Raw genomic sequence first — 23,061 nt, forward strand, 5'->3', positions numbered from 1 at the left:
TTAATTCTTCCTTTCCGTCACTTGTTCACTTTTTCCGCTCTCCCTGGCCAGCACATAAATTCTCTCACTGTCTGTCCTGGGCGGCTGTCTGGTAAACGCATCGTAGGCCGCCAGAAATTCCATTCCCGCCACAGACAACAATCTTTGAATGGTTTCCAGAGAATAAGCCCGCTGTAAATGCTCTTCCTCGTATTTCTCATACAAGCCATCCTCCCTGGGAAGAAACAAGGACAATTCATAGACATTTAACCCCGTTTTAGAGTCATACTCGTTCTCCCAGATAAAGCTGCCTTCTTCCCTGTCCTCCGCAATCGTCTTCTCTCCCAGCAAAACTTCATATTTATAAACTGTATTCAGGTCAAAAACAAACAAGCCGCCTGGGTCTAGATAATTATTTACCAGACGAAAGACCTGCAAAAGTTCCTCTTCTTCAATGATATAGTTCAAAGAATCGCAGACACTGACCACCGCACGCACAGTCCCATACAATTCAAATTCCCGCATGTCCTGCAACAAGTAGAGGATGTCCTGTTTCCCCTTCTTCTCCATAGCCTCCTGTAGCATCTGAGGGGAGTTGTCCACACCAATCATATCATAGCCTGCCTCTGACAAAAGAGTGGTCAAGCTGCCAGTCCCACACCCTAGTTCCAGCACCAAACCCTCTGAGATTCCATTGTCTCGTAACAGACCCGTTATATATTTTTCCCAGGATTCATAGTCCACATCACTCATGAACAAATCATAAACCCTGGCAAATTCTCCATATGCTTCCACCTGCTTCCTCCTGTCTTCCCTTAGCACCCTTACCCTCTGCTTTTTCATTTACCTGGACGCCGTTTTTCCTTGGTTATTGTAGCACGATTTTTCCAGTCTGAACAGCCTCGACTTCACAGCAAAACGTCTTTTCCATTCCTGATCGGAGGATTTCCTATGGTTCAACAAACTGAGGATTTTCCTGAAAATCTTCACTGGTCCCGCCGTCCTTCTCATTACTTTCCTCATGCCCATCCTCCGTCTGTTCCGCTGCCGTCGCGTCCGTCTCACAGATCTGAAGGCTCTCCACCGCATTTGTGATCTGTTCTAGCAAAGCTACATCGTCCTGCTGCACAGTCCCGGAGACACTGAAGATCTCGCTGCCAGCTGTGACCACATAATTGACACTGTATACATATTCAAACCCGGCAGCTTCCTCAAACCTCACTGTGTACCGGTAGATTCCCACATCTCCTATAGAGTTATTCACATACTTTTGTACTTCATAGTCCCTCTTGCCAATTCCATTCTCCTTATAGAACTGCCCCACAGCTTTCTCACTGTCAGGAATTATGAAGTCTTCTAGCTCTTCCTTTGTCCCGTGCAAAATTGTAATATTTCCCTTTCCTTCTGACTCAAACAGCCGAATGCCGTCCTGATCTGAGACATTCTCCCAGCTCTTATCTGGAAGGTATAAAATCATTTTTTTATCTTCTGTCTGATACTTCACAGGTTCCGGCATGGGCGTCGGCGTGATTGTGGCCGTGGGTTTTGGAGTCGCCGTGGGTGTCTCTGCAGCAATCTGGGCCTCCTCTTTCACAGGTGCCGAGGTCTTTTCACTGCCGCCGCAACCTGCCAGACAACCCGCCAACAGCGCCGCAGTCAAACACAACTGAATTCTATAGGCTTTTCGCATCTTTTTCTCCTTTATCTCTCACAAAAGAGTTTTCTTTTTTCTATTGTATCTTTTTCAGCAAAGCACGTCAATCAATAATCCTAGGCATGACGAGGCCCTTCTTATGTTACAGTCCATGCCTTCAATTTCCCACGAGGTGTTTTCGTACATTTTGTACAAGAATCCCAAGACATACTCGCGCCAAACTGCTGTTTACAGCAGTTCATGTGCAACGCGAAGCGTGTTACTGCCCACGAACTGCAAGTAAGTGAACAGTAACCTTCTATAACATAAGAAATCCCGTACAGAGTATTGACTCCATACGGGATATTTTTCGCGTTAAACCTGACCAGCATTGTTTACACGAACATACATTCGCCAGTCTCCTACACTGCCTCCGCTTTTTCAAACTGGCTGTTATACAATTGAGAATAAAAACCTTTCGCAGCCAATAGTTCCTCGTGGCTGCCCTGTTCGATGATATCTCCGTCCTTCATAACCAAGATCAAATCTGCGTCTTTGATCGTTGACAGACGATGCGCAATCACAAAACTGGTCCTTCCTTTCATCAGGTTATTCATCGCTTTCTGTATCTGCATCTCCGTCCGGGTATCCACCGATGAAGTAGCTTCATCCAGAATCAAAATTTTATTGTCCGCCAGAATCGCGCGGGCAATGGTCAAAAGCTGTTTCTGACCCTGGGAGATATTGCTGGTCTCCTCATCCAGCATCGTCTGATAACCGTCCGGCTGCGTCATGATGTAGTTGTGAATATGGGCTGCTTTTGCCGCTGCCTTCACTTCCTCATCCGTGGCATCCAGACGGCCATAGCGAATATTCTCCATAATGGTTCCCGAAAACAGCCAGGTATCCTGAAGCACCATTCCAAACATCTCTCGAAGCTGGCTCCGGTTAAAGTCCCTCACATCATGGCCGTCCACCTTGATCGCTCCGCCATTGACGTCATAAAAACGCATCAAGAGTTTTACCATCGTCGTCTTGCCCGCGCCGGTCGGACCTACGATCGCCACTTTCTGACCATCCTTCACTCTCGCTGAAAAGTCTTTGACAATGATGTTTTCCGGATTGTAGCCGAACTTCACATGTTCAAATTCTACATTTCCTGAAAGCTGTGCGATATCCGCCGGCTGTTCCACAGTCTGATCTTCTTCCTCTTCCTCTAAGAACTCAAAGACACGTTCCGCCGCAGCCGCTGAGGATTGAAGCATATTGCTGACCTGAGCGATCTGCTGAATCGGCTGGGTAAAATTTCGGATATACTGGAAGAAAGACTGAATTTCTCCCACCTGAATCACGCCCTTAATCGCAAAGACACCGCCCAGCAGAGCTACCATCACATATCCCAAGTTTCCCACAAACTGCATGATCGGCATCATCATACCAGAGAAGAACTGAGATTTCCAAGCCGACTCATAAAGTTTGCGGTTATCCCTCTCAAATTCCTCCAAAACTGCTTCTTCCTGATTGAACACTCTCACCACATTGTGCCCACCATAAGTCTCCTCGATCTGCCCATTGACCTCGCCTAGATATTTTTGTTGAGCTTGGAAATATTTCTGTGATCTTTTCATGACCTTTCCAATGATAAACCCAGAAATCGGAAGAATCAAAACTGCAATCAGCGTCATCCAGACATTGATACTCAACATCATTACAAACACGCCGATCAACATGGTAATCGAAGTAATCAACTGCGTGATACTCTGATTCAGGCTGACTTGTAACGTGTCGATATCATTGGTCACTCTGGACAAGATTTCTCCGTTGGTACGACTCTCAAAGTATTTCATCGGAAGTTTGTTGATCTTCTGAGAAATTTCTTTACGCATAGAATAGGTCACATCGTTGGAAATTCCCGTCATCACAAACCCCTGGACGAAGGAAAACAACGCACTGACCAGATACAGACTCAAAGCCCACAGCAAGATGGACCCGATCTTCCCGAAATCTATGCCACCGGTTCCCTGTATTTTCTCCATCAGCCCGGAGAACAGCTCCGTGGTGGCATTTCCCAGAATTTTAGGTCCTACAATATTAAAAACAGTACTGCCGACCGCAAAAATCAGCATCAGCAGAAAGCGATATTTATAGCGCTTCAAATAGTTCACTAACTTTTTTACGGCACCCTTGAAGTCTTTGGCTTTCTCCACGCCGCGCATCCCGCGCATTCCAGGGCCGCGCATCCTACGATTTTCACTCATTGGCCAATTCCTCCTCTGACAACTGCGACATTGCAATCTGGCGGTACACCTCACAGGACTTCAGCAATTCCTTATGAGTTCCCATCCCTACTACTTTGCCCAGATCTAACACGATAATCTTATCTGCCTGTAAAATAGTGCTGATTCTCTGAGCCACAATCAAAGTTGTTGCATCTTTCGTGGCTTTTTTCAGCTCACGTCGAAGAACCACATCCGTCTTATAGTCCAAAGCGGAAAAACTGTCATCAAAGATAAAGATTTCCGGTTTTTTCGCAATTGCCCTTGCGATGGAAAGCCGTTGTTTTTGGCCTCCTGAGACGTTGGTTCCTCCCTGAGCGATGGGAGAATCATAGGTATCCGGCTTATTTTCAATGAATTCCGTAGCCTGAGCTACCTGCGCCGCCTGTCTCACCACATCCATATCTGCATCCGGACATCCATACCGAATATTCGAGGCGATTGTTCCAGAAAACAGGACGCCCTTCTGGGGCACATAACCCAGCTTGGAACGCAGCTCCTTCTGCGTCATCTCCCGGACATCCACACCGTCTACCCGTACAGCTCCTGATGTCACATCATAAAAACGAGGAATCAAATTTACCAGAGAACTCTTACCGCTTCCTGTGCTTCCAATAAAGGCCACCGTCTGCCCTCTCTCTGCTGTAAATGAGATATCTCTTAAAATCTTTTCACTGGACCCCGGATAGGTAAAAGATACATGGTCGAACTGAACTGTGCCTCTTTGACTCTCCTCTGGCTGTTTCGGCTGTTCTGGATCTAAAATTGTCTCCGTCGTCTCTAGCACCTCATTAATTCGCTTAGCAGCTACGTCCGCCCTCGGCAGCATAATTGACATCATACAAATCATAAGAAATGCCATAATGATCTGCATCGAGTATTGAATGAACGCCATCATATTGCCAACCTGCATGGTTCCCGCATCCACCGCCTTAGAACCGAAAAATACAATCATCACAGAGATTCCATTCATAATCAGCATCATCGTCGGCATCATAAAAGTCATGCAGCGATTCACAAACAGGTTTGTGCGAGTCAGTTTCTGATTCGCCCCTTCAAACCGTTCTTCCTCAAACTTTTCCCTGCTGAACGCTCGGATTACTGGAATTCCCATCAAGATTTCCCTAGTCACTAGATTCAGACGGTCAATCAAATACTGCAATTTCGTAAATTTGGGCATTGCAATCTTAAACAAGAGTCCGATCACAATCAAGATCAGCACGACGGCAAGGGCGATAATCCAGGACATCGACACGTCTGTCTTCACCACTTTTAGTACACCACCGATTCCCAAGATAGGAGCGTAAAGCGCAATTCTGAAAATCATGGCAGTCATAAGCTGAATCTGCTGAATATCGTTGGTACTCCTGGTAATCAGCGATGCCGTAGAAAAACGATTGTATTCTGCTCCAGAAAAACCTACGACCTTGCGGTACACTGCATTTCTTAGATCATGTCCTAAAGTCGCCGCAACCCTTGCTGACAGAAACGTCACAGAGACAGCAGCCAGCATGATAACCAAGGCCAATCCAACCATCTGAATGCCAGCGTGAAGAATGTAGGTGATCTGAATCTGATCTACATCTTCACCCATCTGCTCATACTCACTGCGTACATAGGTAACGGCTGTCTGCGTCACAATCGACTCTGGCATCTGGGAAATCTGATCCTTCACTTCCTGAAACATTTGAGCTTTCGCATCCTGTGGAAGCTGAGAAATAGCCTGTAGCAAATCTGCATCCTGCGGAAGCTTTAGTTTTTTCCGAATCAACTCTGTCTGCTCGCTGTCTTGTGACAATTGTTGTGCCATCAGCATCGGAGCCCCAAAGATCTCGTTTAACCGCTCTTCCTTCTCCTCAGAGACATCTTTTTTTATTTTATAGATATCTCCTTCTTTATTATAGGCATCCTCCACTTCACTCTGATCTTTCTCATCCATAAATACAAACAGCTGTTCCATAGAAGAAACTCGTATTTTGTCCGGCACTCCATTCTCAATTCCCTGCTGTTGAATTCCCACATTCACAATACGCGAGGTGTAATCCGGCAGAGAGAGATCGCAATAGGCCTGCAGAAACAGCAATAGAATAATGCAGAGCACATAACCTAGCGACTGTTTCAAATATTTCAGCACTTTAAACATCCAACTTATATCCCCTTTCCAATTCCTTTATATTCTCTTTTATCTGCTCACAGAAACGCTTAAACAGATAAATCTCAGCCTCACTAAAACCTCGACGCAGCATTTTTTCATTCTCCTCCTGCAGTGCCGCAATCTTGGCAGCGCTCGCACGCCCTTCCTCAGTCAAATAAATCCGACTAATTCTCTGATCTTTCTCATCCTGCCTTCGGCTGACCATATTGGCCTTCTCCATCCGCCGGATGCTCATGGTCACGGTAGGCGCACTCAAGAACAATTTCCCCGCTATCTCTTTCTGGCTTAAACCATCGTGAAAGTCCAAAAGTTTGATGATCGGGAGCTGTCCCGGATGAATTCCAATCTGTTTCAGTTGATGATAAATCTTTACGAAATACGCATGGGATACACCCATCAAGAGTTCCTGAATTTCTATCTTTTCTTCTTGTCTCACAGTCGTGTGCTCACCTCTTTCATTTAGTTAGTCGATTAACTAATTATAATCATTTCCATTTCTATTTTCAACCTTTTTTTGTAAGATTCACACTTATTTCATATTTAATATTTGTATAAACCTTCTATAAATCTCATTTCTTTTATTTATCTAGCTAACTATTAATAAAAGAACCTTGTACACGAAAGAAATCTTTGCCTGATAATACTACTATCCCGTATATTGTACTTTAATAAGAACAATAAATTATTTTGTTGACATCAGAAATCCGCAGATATATAATACCTGTATTACAGGTATTACTTTATTAAGAACGGCATGGGCGCACGGCCATGAAAACCCCAATTTCTTGTCCGGCACCCTACGTTTTTAATGTTGGGGGGTAATATCAAAAAGGAGTAAAAGGAAAAAAGAGGAGGTAACAAAAATGAGTATTTATTTTGCCATCGCCATGGGAATTGTAGGTCTGATATTTGCCTACATTCTCTCAAGTTTTGTTGGCAAAGCGGAATCGGGATCTGATCGAATGAAAGAGATCTCCACCGCAATCCATGAGGGGGCAAAAGCCTTTCTGTTTGCTGAATATCGAGTATTAATCATCTTTGTCATTGTTTTATTCCTGGCTATCGGCTTCGGCCTGGGAAACTGGGTGACTGCCATCTGCTTCGTCTGCGGAGCAGGCGCCTCTGTTCTGGCCGGTTACTGTGGAATGAATGTAGCTACTAAGGCAAATGTCAGAACTGCCCGTGCTGCTGAAAAAGGCGGTATGGTCTCCGCTCTGGCCATCGCTTTTCGTGGCGGCGCCGTGATGGGAATGTGTGTCGTAGGCCTCGGTCTTTTGGGCTGTACGCTGATCTACTATATCACCGGAGACGCAAACGTGCTGTCAGGATTCAGCTTAGGAGCTTCTTCCATCGCACTGTTTGCCCGTGTGGGCGGCGGTATCTACACCAAGGCCGCCGATGTCGGTGCAGACCTGGTTGGTAAGGTGGAAAGTGGAATTCCAGAGGATGATCCGCGAAATCCCGCTGTTATTGCTGATAATGTGGGCGACAATGTGGGCGACGTGGCCGGCATGGGGGCTGACCTGTTCGAATCCTACGTGGGCGCCATCGTATCTGCCGTCACTCTTGGAATCATGGAATATCAGGCCAACGGAGCTATCTTCCCACTGGTGCTGGCTGCCATCGGTGTCCTCGCATCTGTCATCGGTTGCCTGTTCGTGCGCGGTGACGAAAACAGTAATCCTCATAAGGCTCTGAAAATGGGTTCCTATGTGTCAGCAGTCGTTGTAACCATCGCGGCATTCTGGCTCAGCCATGTAACCTTCGGTAATTTTAATGCCGCAATCGCTATTGTCGCTGGATTAATCGTTGGACTATTAATTGGATTTTTTACAGAAGTTTATACTTCCGAACGTTATTCTTATGTAAAACGGATTGCTGAGCAGTCTCAGACCGGCCCTGCAACCAACATTATCACCGGTATTGCTGTGGGTATGCAATCCAATGCGCTTCCCATTCTGTGTATCGCAGTTGGAATCTATGTATCCTTCGCTTCCTTTGGAATCTACGGCATTGCTCTGGCCGCTGTAGGTATGCTGTCCACCACAGGTATCACAGTCGCTGTAGACGCCTACGGTCCAATCGCAGACAACGCCGGTGGAATTGCTGAGATGGCTGGCTTAGATGAAGGTGTGCGCAAAATCACAGACCAACTGGACGCAGTCGGAAACACTACCGCTGCCATGGGTAAAGGGTTTGCGATCGGTTCTGCCGCTTTGACAGCTCTGTCCCTATTCGTATCTTATGCACAGACCGTCGGCCTGACGGCCATTGACATTTTGGACTCCGACGTTATCATCGGATTGTTTATTGGTGGTATGCTGCCATTCCTGTTCTCCTCTTGGACCATGGAATCCGTCTCCAAAGCCGCATACTCCATGATCGAAGAAGTCCGCAGACAGTTTCGCACGATTCCTGGCATCATGGAAGGAACTGGAAAACCAGATTACACTTCCTGTGTGGATATTTCTACAAAGGCAGCTTTGCGGGAAATGATTCGTCCCGGTATCATCGCTGTACTCGCACCGATCGTCATGGGCGTACTCCTCGGGCCGACCGCACTGGGAGGTATGCTTGCCGGCGCACTGGTAACTGGTGTTCTGCTTGCGATCTTTCTGAGTAACTCCGGCGGTGCCTGGGATAATGCAAAAAAATATATCGAAGCAGGCAATTACGGCGGAAAAGGCAGTGAAGTTCACAAAGCTGGCGTCGTAGGAGACACAGTAGGTGACCCGTTTAAAGATACTTCTGGACCATCTATCAATATTTTGATCAAACTAATGACCATCATTGCCTTGGTATTTGCACCTCTGTTTGCAAGCATTGGTGGATTACTGTAAGAACACATACCCAATGTAGGAGGCCTATATGAACGATGACAGATTGCCATTGAGTGAAGAAGTCTTTAATCAAATCGTAGTCCGTATCTCAGAGGGCGATTGGGTGGAAGGTGAAAAACTTCCATCTGAAAGCCAGCTCTGTGAGATGTTTCATGTAAGCCGGATCAGTGTTCGAGCAGCACTTCAGAAACTGAAAGGCCAGGGATTAATCACCACCAAACCTGGTGTGGGGTCTTTCGTCTGCCGCCCGGAAAAAGACAACGAACCGGACGGACTGTTGACACAACAGATCGCAGGAGAAGCTTTCCGCGAATTCTTTGAATTCCGGCAAGCCATTGAGTTTAAAGCCATTGAACTGTTCGTCATCCACGCTACAAAGAATGACGAAGAGGAGCTAAAAAAAGCTCTGGATGGAATGTTTGCCTGCGGTGAAGACCGAGAACAATTCGCAATTTATGATCGCGCTTTCCACATGGCAATCATCCGTGGTTCTAAAAATTCTTTTCTCTACAATGCTATGGAAAACTTAGAACCCATTCATCGCTCCTATCTAGCGGAAGTGGGAAGAGTCACAAAAAAGACCAATGCTCAGCGTTACAAGGAGCATAAAAAACTCTACGAAATGTTAATGAAAAAGAAGCCTGGAATCGTAAAAGAACGTATTTTAGACCCGGATATGTGCTGTGACTTATCAAAATATTAGATTTACTTGACGATGACAAGGGGCAATTCCTCCTATTTGGGAATTGCCCCTTTCTGCATAGCTGTTTTCAATTAAAATGTTTTTCCAAATATCCCGTAGTTACCTTTCCCTCACAGAAATCCGGTTCGTTTAAAATTTTCTCCAAAAAATCCCGGTTTGTCCTGACTCCCCTGATCTGAAACTCCTTGAGAGCACATCGCATCTTTTGAAGTGCCAGCTCCCGGTTTTGCTCATGCACAATGATCTTGACAATCATGGAATCATAATAGGGTAAAATTTCGCTTCCGCTCTCCATGGCCGTATCCACCCTCACTCCTTTTCCACCAGGAATATGCAAATACTCTACCTTTCCCGGGCACGGAGAAAAATTCTGCTGAGGGTCCTCTGCGTTTATCCGGCATTCTATCGCATGTCCTCTCACGAAGACCTCTTCCTGTCTTTTCGACAATGGAAGGCCAGAAGCTACTCGAATCTGTTCTCTTATCAAATCTACACCTGTCACCGCCTCGGAGACTGGATGTTCCACCTGGATTCTCGTATTCATCTCCATGAAATAGAAATTCCCATCACTGTCACACAAAAACTCCACGGTACCTGCACTCTCATACCCCACCGCCTTCGCCGCTTCCACTGCTGCTTCGTGCAGACGAAGACGAGTCTCATCCTCCAACACAGTACACGGGGACTCCTCAATCATCTTCTGATGTCTTCTCTGCACGGAGCAGTCTCTCTCCCCAAGACAGATTACATTGCCAAAGCTGTCCGCGACAATCTGTACTTCCACGTGTCTTGGGTTCTGAATATATTTTTCCAGGTACATGGTAGAATCTCCAAAAGACCGTACTGCTTCCTGCTGTGCCAAGCGAAACAAGGACTCAAATTCACTCTTCTCAGAGACAATCCGCATTCCTTTTCCCCCGCCTCCAAAGGCAGCCTTAACCATGACCGGAAAACCGATTTTCTCAGCCTGACGCAAAGCCTCCTTATTGTCGAAGACTGGCTCCTTGCTCCCTTCTATCACCGGAATTCCAGCCTGACGCATGGTCTCTTTCGCCACAGACTTGTTACCCATTTTTCGTATCAGTTCCGAAGACGGTCCGACAAAAACCACTCCCCAATCCTGACATTTCTCAGCGAACTGATCGTTTTCCGATAAAAATCCAAAACCTGGATGAATCGCCTGGGCATTAGTAATCAAAGCTGCATTGAGAATTCTATCCATATTCAAGTAACTGTCCTTTGCAGCCGCAGACCCTATACATACTGCCTCGTCTGCCATCTTTACATGGAGGGCCTCCCTGTCAGGCTCCGAAAATACAGCCACTGTCAAAATTCCCATCTCATGACAGGCACGGATGATCCGCACCGCGATCTCACCCCGGTTCGCAATTAAAAGTTTCTGGAACACTGCCTCTTCCCTCCTCTTATTTAATCAGAAACATCGGCTGTGCATACTCTACGGTCTGTCCGTCTTTGACAAAAATCTCTTCTAGCCTTCCAGCCTGTTCTGCTTTAATCTCATTCATCATTTTCATGGCCTCAATATTGCCTAAGAGCTGGCCTTTTTCCACTCTGGTTCCAGGCATAATTCCTTCTATCTCATAAAAAATGCCCACCATCGGTGATTTTACCAGACACCCTTCTTTCACACAGGCTTCTTTTTTTTCCGTCTCCAGCGAGGGTTTGTCCGGATCTGGGATGTCTCTTTGCCTCTTTCTCTCTTTGCTTTCCTTTCTCATGCAAAGTTCCACGTCGTTTCCTCTGTATTCAAATTCTGTAAGCTCTGATTCGCTGATCGCGAAGATCAATTCCATAATTCTGTCAAATTCCATCATTTCCCCCATACCTTTCTGTGACCAATTCATCTGCCCTAACCTTTATGGTTTGTTCTTATATGACAGAAGAAGGGCCTTTTCCCCACAGCCCTTCTTCTAAGTCCACTTCCCATATGTATTCAATAACCAACCGCTGTAATTTTACGTTCGACGGCTTTAACCGTTATATACCTCTTTGTTTAATTCCTTCTCTTTCGCGTTTACAATGACGTTAGTAGCCGCATCACCGATAACGTTCAGAGGCAATAGTGCCATCTCTACCGGACGGTTAACCGCCACAATCAGAGCATATCCTATCATGCACGCATCCGTCGTCCAGCCCATGCCTGACAGTACGGTAAAGATCATCGTTGTACCTGCGATCGGAATCGCCGGTGTCCCCGCCGCTGCACAGATTGACAGGAAAGCCATCACTACCATGTTTGCTGGGGTCACTTCTATCCCGGCTGCAGTAGCAATAAATGTAACCGCAAACATATGCATGACTGTGGTTCCGTTCATATTGATGGTCATACCTGTAGGCAACACGAAGCTACTAATCTCCTCACTGCATCCTAGCTCCTCCACACAGGTTTTTTTGTTCAGCGGCAAACATGCTGCTGAGGAGTTCGTAGAAAATCCAAAAATTCCAACCTTAGCAATCTTCTTTAAGAATTTTGCTGGATTTAATCCAGTTGTAAAATAGATTCCAATCGGATAGATGGTCACAACCAGAACGAACAGTGTCAGCATCGCCGCTACCACATAAGAAGCCACTGGTGCCAAATATTCGATACCATATATCGCGAAAGTTCTGGAAATCAAGCAAAAAATAGCGACAGGACCCACTTTGTTGATCAGGAAAGTTAAATAGAGCTGAATGACCTCATTTCCACTTTCCAGTACCTTTTTCAGTGCATCCCCTTTCTCACCCAGGTGATTCAGAGAAAGTCCAATAATGATAGCGACCACCACAACAGCTAGAATGCTGTTATTGGAGCTGCATGCCTCCGTAATGTTGGATGGAACCGCGTTTACGATCGTTGCCAGCGGGTTGAATGCTTCGATTGTTGAAGCTTCGGCAACAGCCTCACTGGGCAGAGCAACATCAAAAGCTCCCAAGGATTTCACTCCGTAAGCCACAGCACAGGCTAAAAACGCGCCACAGACATAAAATCCAAAAAATCCCAACAGAGTCTTAACCGCAATTCTCCCCAGCTTTGTGGAATTGGAAATGCTGCACATCGCCAAACTCAAAGAAACCAACACCAACGGAACAATCGCAAGCTGCAGACCTCTCATAAAGACCTGACCGACGATATAGAAGATGCCTACCGCGCTTACGCCCTCTTCCACCGTAATATCCTGGAACAGAAGCTTATTGATCCAATTCCAGATATTCTCATTTCCAGATGCAATCAAATTTTCTCTCAAAAACAGGCAGGCAATTCCCACGATCAATCCCGCAATCAGCGCGATCATCATTTTCTTTACTACAGACATCCCTTTTTTCTGTTCTTTCATATGGTACCTCCACTTCTCTATCTTTGAGATGTTCCCCATCTAATACAAAGCCGCTGTCCAGCGCCAATTCAAAGCGGGAATCATCTTTTTTCTTAAATGCTTTTAATCTCGATTCCCTCTCTCTCAAAAGCTTCTCTGACTCTCTTCACAAATGCCAACGCTTTCGGTCCATCTCCGTGAACACAGAGTGTATCTCCTTTAATATCCAATTCTTTCCCTGTAATTGATGTCACCTTTCCCTCTTTAATCATACGGACACATCTACTGATCGCCACCTCTTCATCAGTAATCATAGAGCCCTCCATCTTCCTGGGAACTAAGGAAAGATCATCCATATAGGCACGGTCCACAAAAATTTCTGACGCAGTTCGAAGCCCAATCTTTTTAGCTTCTTCTCCTAAAACTGCTCCTGCACAGTAATAGATAATCAACTCCGGATCCACCTCGTACACAGCTTCACAGATTGCCCTGGCCACTTCTTTATCATATTGGCACTGATTTCCCAGTGCACCGTGCGGTGCCACATGGTGAAGCTTCATTCCCTCACTCTGTGTAAACGCCATCAGAGCGCCAATCTGATACTTCATGTCGTTTTTGATCTCCAGGGGGGACAGAACCATCTTTCTTCTTCCAAATCCCACCAAATCCGGATAACTCGGATGTGCTCCTACAACCACGTTGTTTTCTTTTGCCATTTTCACTGTGCGGTCCATAATCATCGGATCTCCGGCATGCCAACCACAGGCTACATTGGCTGCTGTCACATATTGAATAATTTCCTCGTCTGCTCCCATCTTGTAGGCGCCAAATCCTTCTCCCAGATCACTGTTTAAATCAATTGTGTACATCCTGCTTCCTCCTTCTCTTTATGCGTTTACCACATTTGCTGGCTTACCTGCCAGATAAGCTTTCAGGTTGTCCACCGCGATATCCATCAGGCGCTGGCGTGACTCCTTTGGTGCCCAGGAAATATGGGGTGTGATGATACAGTTCTTCGCACCCAGCAAAGGATTGTCACCCTTAATAGGTTCTGTGGACACCACATCTAGACCTGCCGCAGCTACTTTTCCACTGTTCAAAGCATCTGCCAAATCCTGCTCTACGATCAGCGGCCCTCTAGAGTTATTCAAAATAATCACACCATCTTTCATCTTGGCAATATTCTCTTTATTGACGATTCCTTCGGTTTCCGGAAACAATGGGCAGTGCAGCGCAATGACATCCGATTGACTGAGCAGCTCGTCCAGCTCCACGTATTTGCAGTTCTCATTCTCCAAATCTGGATTCTTAAATGCGTCATAGGCCAGTACTTTCATGCCCAGCGCCTGAGCAATCCTTCCTGTCGACTGCCCAATGCGTCCATATCCAATAATTCCCATATTCTTTCCGTCCAACTCGATCAATGGGTAGTCCCAAAAACACCAGTCTGGGTTCTGTTCCCATTTTCCTTCGTGAACCACCTGGTTATGATGTCCGATATGGTGACAAATTTCCAGTAAAAGCGCAATCGCGAACTGTCCTACAGACGCAGTTCCATAGGTAGGAATATTCGCCACAGGAATTCCTTTTTCTTTTGCTGTATCCACATCCACTACGTTATATCCGGTAGCAAGAACTCCAATATATTTTATATTGGGACATCTCTGGAACACCTCTTTGGAAATCGGCGTCTTATTCGTAATCACAATCTCCGCGTCCTGAATTCTCTCGATCACTTCCTCCACGTCTGTAAGAGAGGTTCTGTCATACACATGGCATTCGCCCAATTTTTCCAGCTCTTTCCAGCTTAAATCCCCTGGATTTAAGCAGTAACCGTCTAACACTACAATCTTCATAACACTTCTCCTTCTATTTTTTTCATCCATTCGTTTTCTCTCTCAATCTCTCGGATATATAACTGCTGCGCCAAATTCATGGACACCTCCACAAACCGTACTCTCATCCCCGGAATACTCTGCGCCAGTTTTCGGATATCCGTGGAAATCACCGTCCCAATCTTCGTGTAACCACCTGTCGTCTGGTGATCTGCCAACATAATAATCGGCATCCCGTTGCTGGGTACCTGAATAGACCCACAGACAATCCCGTCTGTCATGGTATTTCCATCTACCACATGCTCTATGGGTGTATCACATTCCAAGCGGCAACCCTGCCGATCAAATTCAGCGGTAATCCGCGCGCTGTGCCAGAAAAACTGCCGGATTCCCTCTCGGGTAAAAGCATCACGCTGCGGTCCTAGAACCACTCTTAGAACGACTTCTTTTTTTGCAAACAAATCCTGTGGAAGTTTTCTCCTTCCCATCCCCGGCAACTCCGACTGCGGTTTCGAAAAACCGATCTCATCTCCTGCCTTCAGAGTTCTCCCTTCTACACCGCCGATTTCATTTCTCACCAGAGTCGCCTTGCTTCCCATGATAACGGGGATATCCAGGCCGCCTGCAAATGCCAGGTAGCCCCGGCACCCGTTTTTCATACCGGTAAAGCTCAGCAGATCTCCTTTCTTTATTTGGAAAGCCTGATACATTGGGGCTGGCTTTCCATTGAGAAGAGGACCTAAGTCTCCTCCGGTAATCGCCATCACATTGTCCCGCTCAATCCTCAGTTTAGGCCCAATCATAGAGATCTCTAATGCAGCCTCCCCTTTGGGATTGCTGACCAGGATATTCGCCAGATGAAAAGAGTATCGGTCCATAGGGCCAGCCGTGGTCATTCCAAACTGCTGGTAACCAAACCTCCCCTCATCCTGCACTGTAGTGAACATTCCACCGTCTTCCACTCGTATTCCCATGCTCACTCCTCCTTCTCATAGGTTCTGCATTGATATTGCCCTTTTTCCACATTTTCTTTGATTTCATGGTATCTGTCTTCATTGATCGGCACGAAACGAATCCATTGACCGGCACTAAGAAGAAAGGGTTCTTCTCTCTGATAATCACACATTTTGACAGGAGTTGAACCGATGAGGTTCCATCCGCACGGCTGGTCAAAGGGCAGAATATTCGACAAATTCTCAGCAGCCACCACAGAACTACCTGGGACTTTCAGTCTCGGAGATTCTCTCCTCTTGAAATGAAACGTTCGCTCAAATCTGGCCGTATAAGGATGTCCCGGCGCGAATCCCAGCATATACACATAGTATTCACTTCCCGAGTGAATACGGATAAATTCATCTTCCGTAATTCCTTCTAGCTTCGCACATTCCTCCAAGTCAATTCCCCACTGGCCTCCATACAAAATCGGAATCTCCGTCACATAGGCCTTCGGCATCTGAACAGCATCCATTTGCTCAATCCGCTCTTTTAAAGTTCCCACAAGCCCATCAAACAGAATGACATCTGGTCTGTAAATCACTAGCAGCGCCGCGTAAGTAGGAATTGTCTCAATCACTCCATTCACAGGATGTTCCTTCAGATTGTGATGAAGCATCCGCACTCTTTTATTCGTATCCAAGCTGATCTCTTTACCAAACTCGACCGTGATTGCCATATCACCGGAAGGAAGAAACTGTATTTCCATCATTTCACCTCCTACGTATTTTCTCTAAAATATCCATCATTTCTTTTCGTTTTCTTAATGCAATAATAGTATCACATAACTTTAATGTATAAAAATGAATTATTTGATTATAATATATAAATTTTTTTTATTTTTATCTCAAAAAATCGCCATTTTTCACACAACGACTCTGAACGACAGAACAAAGTGGGCAAACCCACTTCAACTTCCCTATCCCCTCAATCTTGAGGGGCGCAGCTCACTTTGCGCGCCGAGCACAGCCGCCTGCGGCGGCTACCTCTTGTGCAAGTGCGCATCTACAACGGAGCGTTTCTATCATCGTAAGGGGTTTTCCTATGACATAAAAAAGGGCTAAGTCTTAAACTTGCCCTTTCTTCTCATCATTTTTCCATTTTTCAGATACCCCCATCCCTCGCAGCACCCAGATATCTCTGTACCTCTCTTTTAAATACTTCTGCAGCATATCGTCAAATATACCAATGCCTTCTTGCAGCGTTGCTCCTGTATATTTATGCTTGATCTCGTAGGTAAGTCGTTCCGGCGGTGGAGTCTCATTGGCAATCTCGCTAACATACAACTTATGATACTTCGCCAGTTCCCGGACTGTACTGGCCGGTGCGATCAGCCACAGACTGCCGTCCTCCCCTAAAATATTGCTGATTAGCATAAAAGTATCCACTTGAAGGCGTGAATGGGGAGACTGATTGATAAATTGGTCATGCCAGATCTGATAGTTGGTATCCCAACTAAAAAACAATTCCTTTCGCGGGTCCATCTCATCGGTGTGAATCCGCTCTTTGCGCAACGCATACTCTTCCCGCTGGACCAAATACATTTTCTCCCTCAATACGGGAGTCGCCACGACATTTTTGTAATGAAGATGGTGATACACAAATCCGATGTCGATCTCATGCTTTTCCAGCAGGCCATACAGTTCCGAAGACTGATGTGTGCGCAGTCTTAAATTGATTTGATTTTTTTCCTTGAGGACCTGGGAATAAAACGGATACATCACCGTTGTGTTCAGCGTATCAATACACCCCACTGTCAGCAATATCTTCTCCTGACCGCTTTGAATCATCTGCATTTCTCTCCACAGAGTCATCCACCTTTGGGCTATGGATATAAATTCCTCCCCCTTCGGAGTCAGCTCGATCGTTTTATGGCCCTTTTTTCTCACGATCAGTTTGGTATTCAGTTCATCTTCCAAAGCTTTCAGACGGTGACTGACCGTCGGCTGCGATAAAAACAGATTCTCCGATGTCTTCGTGATGTTTTTCGTCTGGACGATCATCAGGAAAGTCTCTATCTCAGAAAAATTCAATTTCTCTCCCCCTTCCTCATAATATTCATTTTTTTTATATTATACAATAAAATTATTCATTTTCCAATCATTTTCGGCTATGATAAGATGATTTCAGGTAATTGTTCAGCCATGCGACTGATAAGAACAAAAATCCGGAACAAGCTTGCTTGCAGAGAAGTTTGTCTCTTATCAGGTATATGGCGCTTAACCGTAAGCGAGGATTTCGCCGCATATGCGGCGATATAAGCTGCGCAGCAGCCAATCCAAGCTGTTATGGCTGAATAGTTACGATTTCAGTGACAAAACAGTTGCTGACTTTGAATGCTGAGAATACAAAGCTATACAAGGAATGGAGGTCTCTGTATGAATACTTTTAACAATGCGATCGAAAGCCTAAAACCATCTGCTTCAATTAAATACATTGAAAAAGCCAAGATTATGAAAATGAACGGCGAAAACGTAATCGGGCTCAGCGGCGGTGATCCAGACTTTCCAACTCCGAAAAAAATCTGTGACGCAGCCTATGATGGGATGGTAAACAAACATGACACCCACTATACTCTGGGAGCTGGAATTCCAGAATTCCGCGAAAAAATTGCAAAAAAGCTCCGCGAAGAGAATCATATCAATTGTACAAAAGACAATATCCTGGTGACCCCTGGCGGCAAAATTGCCATCTACACCGCCGTCCGTTCACTGCTGAATCCGGGCGACGAGGTTCTTTGTCCTGAACCCAACTGGGTCTCCTATGAGCCGATCATCTCTGCCTCCTACGGAGTACCTGTATCTCTGGGGCTTTCCTATGAGGACAACTACCGTATCAGTGAGAAGCTGTTAGAGGATGCCACTACGGAAAAAACTCGTCTAATCATCATCAATTATCCCTGTAACCCCACCGGTAAAATTCTCCATGAGGACGAAGCCCTGGAATTGGTCTCCTATCTCAAAAAGCACCCTGACGTGCTGATCTTATCTGATGAAATATACGAGAAGGTAATCTTTGATGGCAATAAACACATCAGCCTTGCCAGCTTTTCTGAAATCGCTGACCAGGTAATCACCATCAACGGCTTTTCAAAATGTGCCGCCATGACCGGCTGGCGCCTGGGTTACGCCTGTGCCTCAGAAACCGTCCTAAAACACATGATTCAGCTTTGGCAGCACATGATGACCTGCACCAGCGGATTCATACAGGACGGAGGAATGACTGCTTTGGACTGCCATGAGGAAATGGCCGAGATGTGCCGTATCTACCAGCAGAGGCGAGATGCCTTTATCGACCGCCTCAACGAGATTCCCTGCGTCACCTGTGAAAAACCAGAGGGGACTTTCTACGCCTGGGTAAAATTCAATATCCCAAACATGTCCTCCTACGAGATCTGTGATTATCTGCTAGACAACGCCAAAGTCTCAGGAGTCCCAGGAGATGCCTATGGAAAAGGAGGCGCTAACTGCATGAGATTTTCCTTTGCCAACTCTATGGAAGATCTGATGGAGGCTGCTGACAGAATCAAGAAAGCATTAGAAAAATTGAACTGAGAGAGGAGAATTATCATGGCAAATGTAGGATGCCGAATTTATACAAAAATTAACCGTCCCGAAAAATCTTTGATCGAGGGATTCCGTGGACTTCCTGTTGCAAACATCGACGACTGCATGGGAAGAATCGCCTGCTGCGACAGTAGTCTGAAGGCTATGAACCACTCCCCCATGCTAGGAACTGCCTTCACAGTCCACTGTCCAGAGGGAGACAATCTGATGTTCCACAAAGCATTGGAATTGGCGCAGCCTGGAGATATCCTGGTAATCGCCGCCGGCGGCAGCATGCACCGGGCCCTTTGCGGTGAAATCATGAGCCACACAGCCATGAAAGCCGGGCTGAACGGCTTCGTCATCGACGGATGTATCCGTGATATCGACGAGATCTCCACCTTTGAGACCTTCCCGGTTTATGCAAAAGGTGTCACCCCCAACGGGCCGTACAAAAACGGACCTGGCGAAATTAACGTGCCAGTCTCTGTCTGTGGCCAGGTAATCAGACCTGGAGATATCTTAATCGGAGATCAGGATGGTCTTCTGGTTGTCAAACCAGAAGAAGCCGCCGAACTTCAAGAAAAAGCAAAAGCAGTTTTCGACATGGAAACCCAGCAGAAAGCAGACATCGAGAGTGGAAAAGGCCTGTCTAAGCCTTGGCTGGACGCAAAATTAAAAGAACTAAATTGTGAAATCTTCTAGTCACGACTAGATTTCTTCCTATGAAATAGATATGGCTGCCAGTGCAGCCATATCTATTTTTCTTATATAATAGAAAAGATCTTATCACACTAATGTACAAAAGTTCTTTCTTATTATATAAACACTCCGCTATGGATGCGCACATTGCAACATCAAACAGCCCCGGCGTCTTCTTGAAGGAACGCCGGGGCTGCCCATCTTTTTCTTCAGATAAATTGGTTCTGCTCTTCACTATAGTGATAATCAATCTGTTCCATTTTCTTCAGCAAATCTTCTTTTTGAATCCCTCGGCATGAACAGAGTGCCTCTAGAGATTCATAGTAATCTCGAAGCTGCGTGTTTACATAACTCAACAGCATCACTGGGTCCCTTGGAATCATCTCGTACCTTCCTTTATTCTAGTGATAAACTGGTCATTTTCCACATCCAGCACAATTACATCACCTGCGTGCACATTTCCACCTAAGATGCATTTTGCCGCCAAAGTTTCCACATGCTTTTGCAGATAACGTTTCAAAGGACGCGCACCATACACCGGATCATAGCCATGATCTACCACATAAGCCTTCGCTTTATCGGTAAGCTCCAGTGCCAGCTCCTGGTCCGCTAGACGGCAGCTCAGATCTTTGACCATCAGATCTACAATACGTCCAATATTTTCTTTTGTCAACGGTTTAAAAAGGATAATCTCATCCAGACGATTTAGAAACTCCGGACGAAAATGTCCTCTTAACTCTCCCATCACCAGTTTTTCACAGTCCGAACTGATCTCTCCATCTTCCTGAATACCTTCTAGCAAATAAGTCGATCCGATATTCGATGTCATAATCAGGATCGTATTCTTAAAATCCACGGTCCTTCCCTGGGAATCTGTAATGCGCCCATCATCCAACACTTGCAAAAGCACGTTAAACACATCTGGATGAGCCTTTTCAATCTCGTCAAAGAGAACAACACTGTAAGGCTTCCGACGCACAGCCTCCGTCAACTGACCACCCTCCTCGTACCCTACATATCCGGGAGGAGCTCCTATCAGCCGGGAGACAGAATATTTCTCCATGTACTCACTCATATCAATGCGAACGATATTATTCTCGTCGTCAAACAAAGTTTCTGCAAGCGTCTTCGCAAGCTCCGTCTTGCCGACTCCGGTTGGACCCAGAAACAGAAAAGAACCGATGGGCTTCGTAGGGTCTTTGATGCCAGCCTTAGATCTCAAAATCGCGTCGGTCACTCTCCTGACACCTTCATCCTGTCCGACCACTCTCTTGTGAAGCTGAGCTTCCAGGCCCAGAATTTTCGTCCGCTCTCCCTCTGTCAGTTTTGCCACTGGAATCCCTGTCCAGCGGGAGATAATACGCGCGATCTCATCGTCTGTCACACTTTCATGAACCAAGCTTAGATCTGTATTTTTGATCTTCTGCTCCTCAATCTCCAAAGTTTTCTGTAATCTCGGCAGCTCCCCATACTGCAATTCCGCCATTTTCTCCAGGTCATAGCTTTGCTCTGCTTGCTTAATCTGTTTGTTCAGATCTTCAATCTGCTCTCTCAGCTTCTGGAGCTTTTCCACAGAATGCTTTTCATTATCCCACTGAGCTTTTCTTCCATTGAACTCATCCCTTCGCTCAGCCAGCTCCCTTTGAAGGTTCTCCAAACGCTCTTTGCTCAGACTGTCCGTCTCCTTTTTCAGCGCAGCCTCCTCGATTTCCAGTTGCATGATCTTCCGGCGCATCTCATCTAGCTCTGTCGGCATAGAATCCAGCTCCGTCTTAATCAAGGCGCAAGCTTCATCCACCAAGTCGATAGCCTTATCCGGTAGAAAACGGTCTGTGATATACCTCTGGGACAACGTAGCTGCCGCCACCAATGCCCCATCGGTAATCTTTACACCGTGATACACCTCATAGCGCTCTTTCAGACCTCTTAAAATCGAGATCGTATCTTCCACACTCGGCTCATCCACCAGAACAGGCTGAAATCTTCTCTCCAAAGCCGCGTCTTTCTCGATGTACTGGCGGTACTCATCCAGCGTAGTGGCACCGATACAGTGTAGTTCTCCTCGCGCCAGCATCGGCTTTAACATATTTCCCGCATCCATGGCCCCTTCTGTCTTTCCTGCTCCTACAATCAGATGAAGTTCATCAATAAATAGAATAATCTGCCCTTCACTCTTTCTTACTTCTTCCAAAACGGCTTTCAACCGTTCTTCAAATTCTCCCCGGTATTTGGCTCCAGCCACCAGAGCTCCCATGTCCAGGGCAAAAATCTTTTTGTCCTTCAGCCCTTCTGGCACGTCTCCCCGTACAATACGCTGGGCGAGTCCTTCTACCGCCGCTGTTTTTCCCACTCCAGGCTCACCGATTAAAACCGGGTTATTCTTCGTCTTCCTAGAAAGAATCCGAATTACGTTGCGAATCTCCGCGTCCCTGCCAATCACCGGGTCTAGCTTCTGTTCCCGGGCTTTCTCCACCAAATCCTGACCATACTTATTCAACGTGTCATAGGTAGCTTCTGGATTATCGGTAGTGACCTGCTGGTTGCCCCTTACCGTGCTGAGAGCCTGCAAAAAACGCTCCCTCGTAATCCCGTATTCTTTGAATATTTTTTTAATCCCTGTATTGGGATACTTCAGCAATGCCAAGAAAAGGTGCTCCACGGAAACATAGGAATCCCCCATAGCCTTTGCCTCATCCTCAGCGCTTACCAATACTTTGTTCAAATCCTGCCCAATGTACAGCTGTCCACCCGACACCTTGGTTCTAGCATTCAATGCATTGTCCACGGTATTCAGAAAATGCTCTTTTTGTATCTCCATCTTTTCAATCAGCTTTAGAATCAAGCTATCCTCCTGATGAAGAAGGTTATACAGCAGATGTTCCTGTTCCACCTCCTGATTTCCAAATTCATAGGCGGTCTTCTCTAAATTTTGCACTGCCTGAAGAGATTTCTGTGTGAATTTACTGATATTCATACAAATCGCCTCCTAATCTATCCTCAAATACAATATCAGAATTCTCCTTTTGTTCTATTGAGACTATAACACCTTTTGTTAGCACTGTCAATAGATGAGTGCTAATTCT

Annotated in this window: 19 protein-coding genes; 4 read left to right on the forward strand and 15 right to left on the reverse strand. The window is 46.0% G+C overall.

Features of this window, described 5'->3' with window-relative positions; all coding sequences use genetic code 11:
• The 5 genes from BLHYD_RS13255 to BLHYD_RS13275 form a co-directional block, all read right to left on the reverse strand.
• Entirely contained in the window at window positions 1–774 is a 774-nt protein-coding gene (locus tag BLHYD_RS13255; protein WP_021845119.1) for a class I SAM-dependent DNA methyltransferase, read from the reverse strand.
• A 154-nt stretch (window positions 775–928) separates the two neighbouring features.
• Complete coding sequence (locus BLHYD_RS13260) at window positions 929–1,669, reverse strand: alpha/beta hydrolase family protein (protein WP_005950310.1); 741 nt, start codon at window positions 1,667–1,669, stop codon at window positions 929–931.
• A gap of 365 nt (window positions 1,670–2,034) precedes the next feature.
• Window positions 2,035–3,870 carry an ABC transporter ATP-binding protein gene (locus BLHYD_RS13265; protein ID WP_005950308.1) on the reverse strand — a complete coding sequence of 612 codons (1,836 nt, stop codon included), beginning with the start codon at window positions 3,868–3,870 and terminating at the stop codon, window positions 2,035–2,037.
• Window positions 3,863–6,031: an ABC transporter ATP-binding protein gene (locus BLHYD_RS13270; RefSeq protein WP_260784528.1), complete on the reverse strand. Its 2,169-nt coding sequence runs from the start codon at window positions 6,029–6,031 to the stop codon at window positions 3,863–3,865. The genes BLHYD_RS13265 and BLHYD_RS13270 overlap by 8 nt, the downstream gene beginning before the upstream one ends.
• The gene (locus BLHYD_RS13275; RefSeq protein ID WP_005950302.1) at window positions 6,024–6,479 is read right to left on the reverse strand and encodes a MarR family winged helix-turn-helix transcriptional regulator; all 456 of its coding nucleotides are present in this window, start codon (window positions 6,477–6,479) and stop codon (window positions 6,024–6,026) included. The genes BLHYD_RS13270 and BLHYD_RS13275 overlap by 8 nt, the downstream gene beginning before the upstream one ends.
• A gap of 427 nt (window positions 6,480–6,906) precedes the next feature.
• On the opposite strand from BLHYD_RS13275, the gene BLHYD_RS13280 reads away from it, so the two are divergent.
• The gene (locus tag BLHYD_RS13280) at window positions 6,907–8,883 is read left to right on the forward strand and encodes a sodium-translocating pyrophosphatase (protein ID WP_005950300.1); all 1,977 of its coding nucleotides are present in this window, start codon (window positions 6,907–6,909) and stop codon (window positions 8,881–8,883) included.
• Window positions 8,884–8,911: 28 nt separating this feature from the next.
• Window positions 8,912–9,586, forward strand: coding sequence for a FadR/GntR family transcriptional regulator (locus BLHYD_RS13285; protein ID WP_005950299.1), 675 nt, complete (start codon window positions 8,912–8,914; stop codon window positions 9,584–9,586).
• A 67-nt stretch (window positions 9,587–9,653) separates the two neighbouring features.
• Here BLHYD_RS13285 and accC read toward each other — a convergent pair whose 3' ends face one another.
• The 8 genes from accC to BLHYD_RS13325 form a co-directional block, all read right to left on the reverse strand.
• On the reverse strand, window positions 9,654–10,994 hold the full coding sequence (accC, locus tag BLHYD_RS13290; RefSeq protein ID WP_005950297.1) for an acetyl-CoA carboxylase biotin carboxylase subunit: 1,341 nt from the start codon (window positions 10,992–10,994) through the stop codon (window positions 9,654–9,656).
• A gap of 16 nt (window positions 10,995–11,010) precedes the next feature.
• A complete protein-coding gene (locus tag BLHYD_RS13295) occupies window positions 11,011–11,451 on the reverse strand; it encodes an acetyl-CoA carboxylase biotin carboxyl carrier protein (RefSeq protein WP_005950295.1) in 441 nt (146 codons plus the stop codon).
• Between the two features lie 126 nt (window positions 11,452–11,577).
• A complete protein-coding gene (locus BLHYD_RS13300) occupies window positions 11,578–12,924 on the reverse strand; it encodes a dicarboxylate/amino acid:cation symporter (RefSeq protein ID WP_021845113.1) in 1,347 nt (448 codons plus the stop codon).
• A 92-nt stretch (window positions 12,925–13,016) separates the two neighbouring features.
• Window positions 13,017–13,772 (reverse strand): LamB/YcsF family protein, encoded by a 756-nt coding sequence (locus BLHYD_RS13305; protein ID WP_005950292.1) that lies wholly within the window; start codon window positions 13,770–13,772, stop codon window positions 13,017–13,019.
• 18 nt (window positions 13,773–13,790) lie between these two features.
• Complete coding sequence (locus BLHYD_RS13310; protein WP_005950290.1) at window positions 13,791–14,759, reverse strand: D-2-hydroxyacid dehydrogenase; 969 nt, start codon at window positions 14,757–14,759, stop codon at window positions 13,791–13,793.
• Entirely contained in the window at window positions 14,756–15,712 is a 957-nt protein-coding gene (locus BLHYD_RS13315; RefSeq protein WP_005950288.1) for a 5-oxoprolinase subunit C family protein, read from the reverse strand. The genes BLHYD_RS13310 and BLHYD_RS13315 overlap by 4 nt, the downstream gene beginning before the upstream one ends.
• A 2-nt stretch (window positions 15,713–15,714) precedes the next feature.
• Window positions 15,715–16,443: a 5-oxoprolinase subunit PxpB gene (gene pxpB / locus BLHYD_RS13320; RefSeq protein ID WP_005950287.1), complete on the reverse strand. Its 729-nt coding sequence runs from the start codon at window positions 16,441–16,443 to the stop codon at window positions 15,715–15,717.
• Window positions 16,444–16,798: 355 nt separating this feature from the next.
• The gene (locus BLHYD_RS13325; protein ID WP_155799569.1) at window positions 16,799–17,764 is read right to left on the reverse strand and encodes a LysR family transcriptional regulator; all 966 of its coding nucleotides are present in this window, start codon (window positions 17,762–17,764) and stop codon (window positions 16,799–16,801) included.
• Between the two features lie 345 nt (window positions 17,765–18,109).
• Between BLHYD_RS13325 and BLHYD_RS13330 the strand changes: the two genes are divergently transcribed.
• Window positions 18,110–19,285 carry a pyridoxal phosphate-dependent aminotransferase gene (locus BLHYD_RS13330; RefSeq protein ID WP_005950272.1) on the forward strand — a complete coding sequence of 392 codons (1,176 nt, stop codon included), beginning with the start codon at window positions 18,110–18,112 and terminating at the stop codon, window positions 19,283–19,285.
• 15 nt (window positions 19,286–19,300) lie between these two features.
• Entirely contained in the window at window positions 19,301–19,981 is a 681-nt protein-coding gene (locus BLHYD_RS13335) for an RraA family protein (protein WP_005950270.1), read from the forward strand.
• 206 nt (window positions 19,982–20,187) lie between these two features.
• Here BLHYD_RS13335 and BLHYD_RS13340 read toward each other — a convergent pair whose 3' ends face one another.
• A complete protein-coding gene (locus BLHYD_RS13340; RefSeq protein WP_005950268.1) occupies window positions 20,188–20,361 on the reverse strand; it encodes a DUF4250 domain-containing protein in 174 nt (57 codons plus the stop codon).
• Complete coding sequence (clpB, locus tag BLHYD_RS13345; RefSeq protein WP_005950266.1) at window positions 20,358–22,952, reverse strand: ATP-dependent chaperone ClpB; 2,595 nt, start codon at window positions 22,950–22,952, stop codon at window positions 20,358–20,360. The genes BLHYD_RS13340 and clpB overlap by 4 nt, the downstream gene beginning before the upstream one ends.
• Between the last annotated feature and the right edge of the window lie 109 nt (window positions 22,953–23,061).

It is taken from the genome of Blautia hydrogenotrophica DSM 10507, assembly GCF_034356035.1.
Lineage (GTDB): Bacteria > Bacillota > Clostridia > Lachnospirales > Lachnospiraceae > Blautia_A > Blautia_A hydrogenotrophica.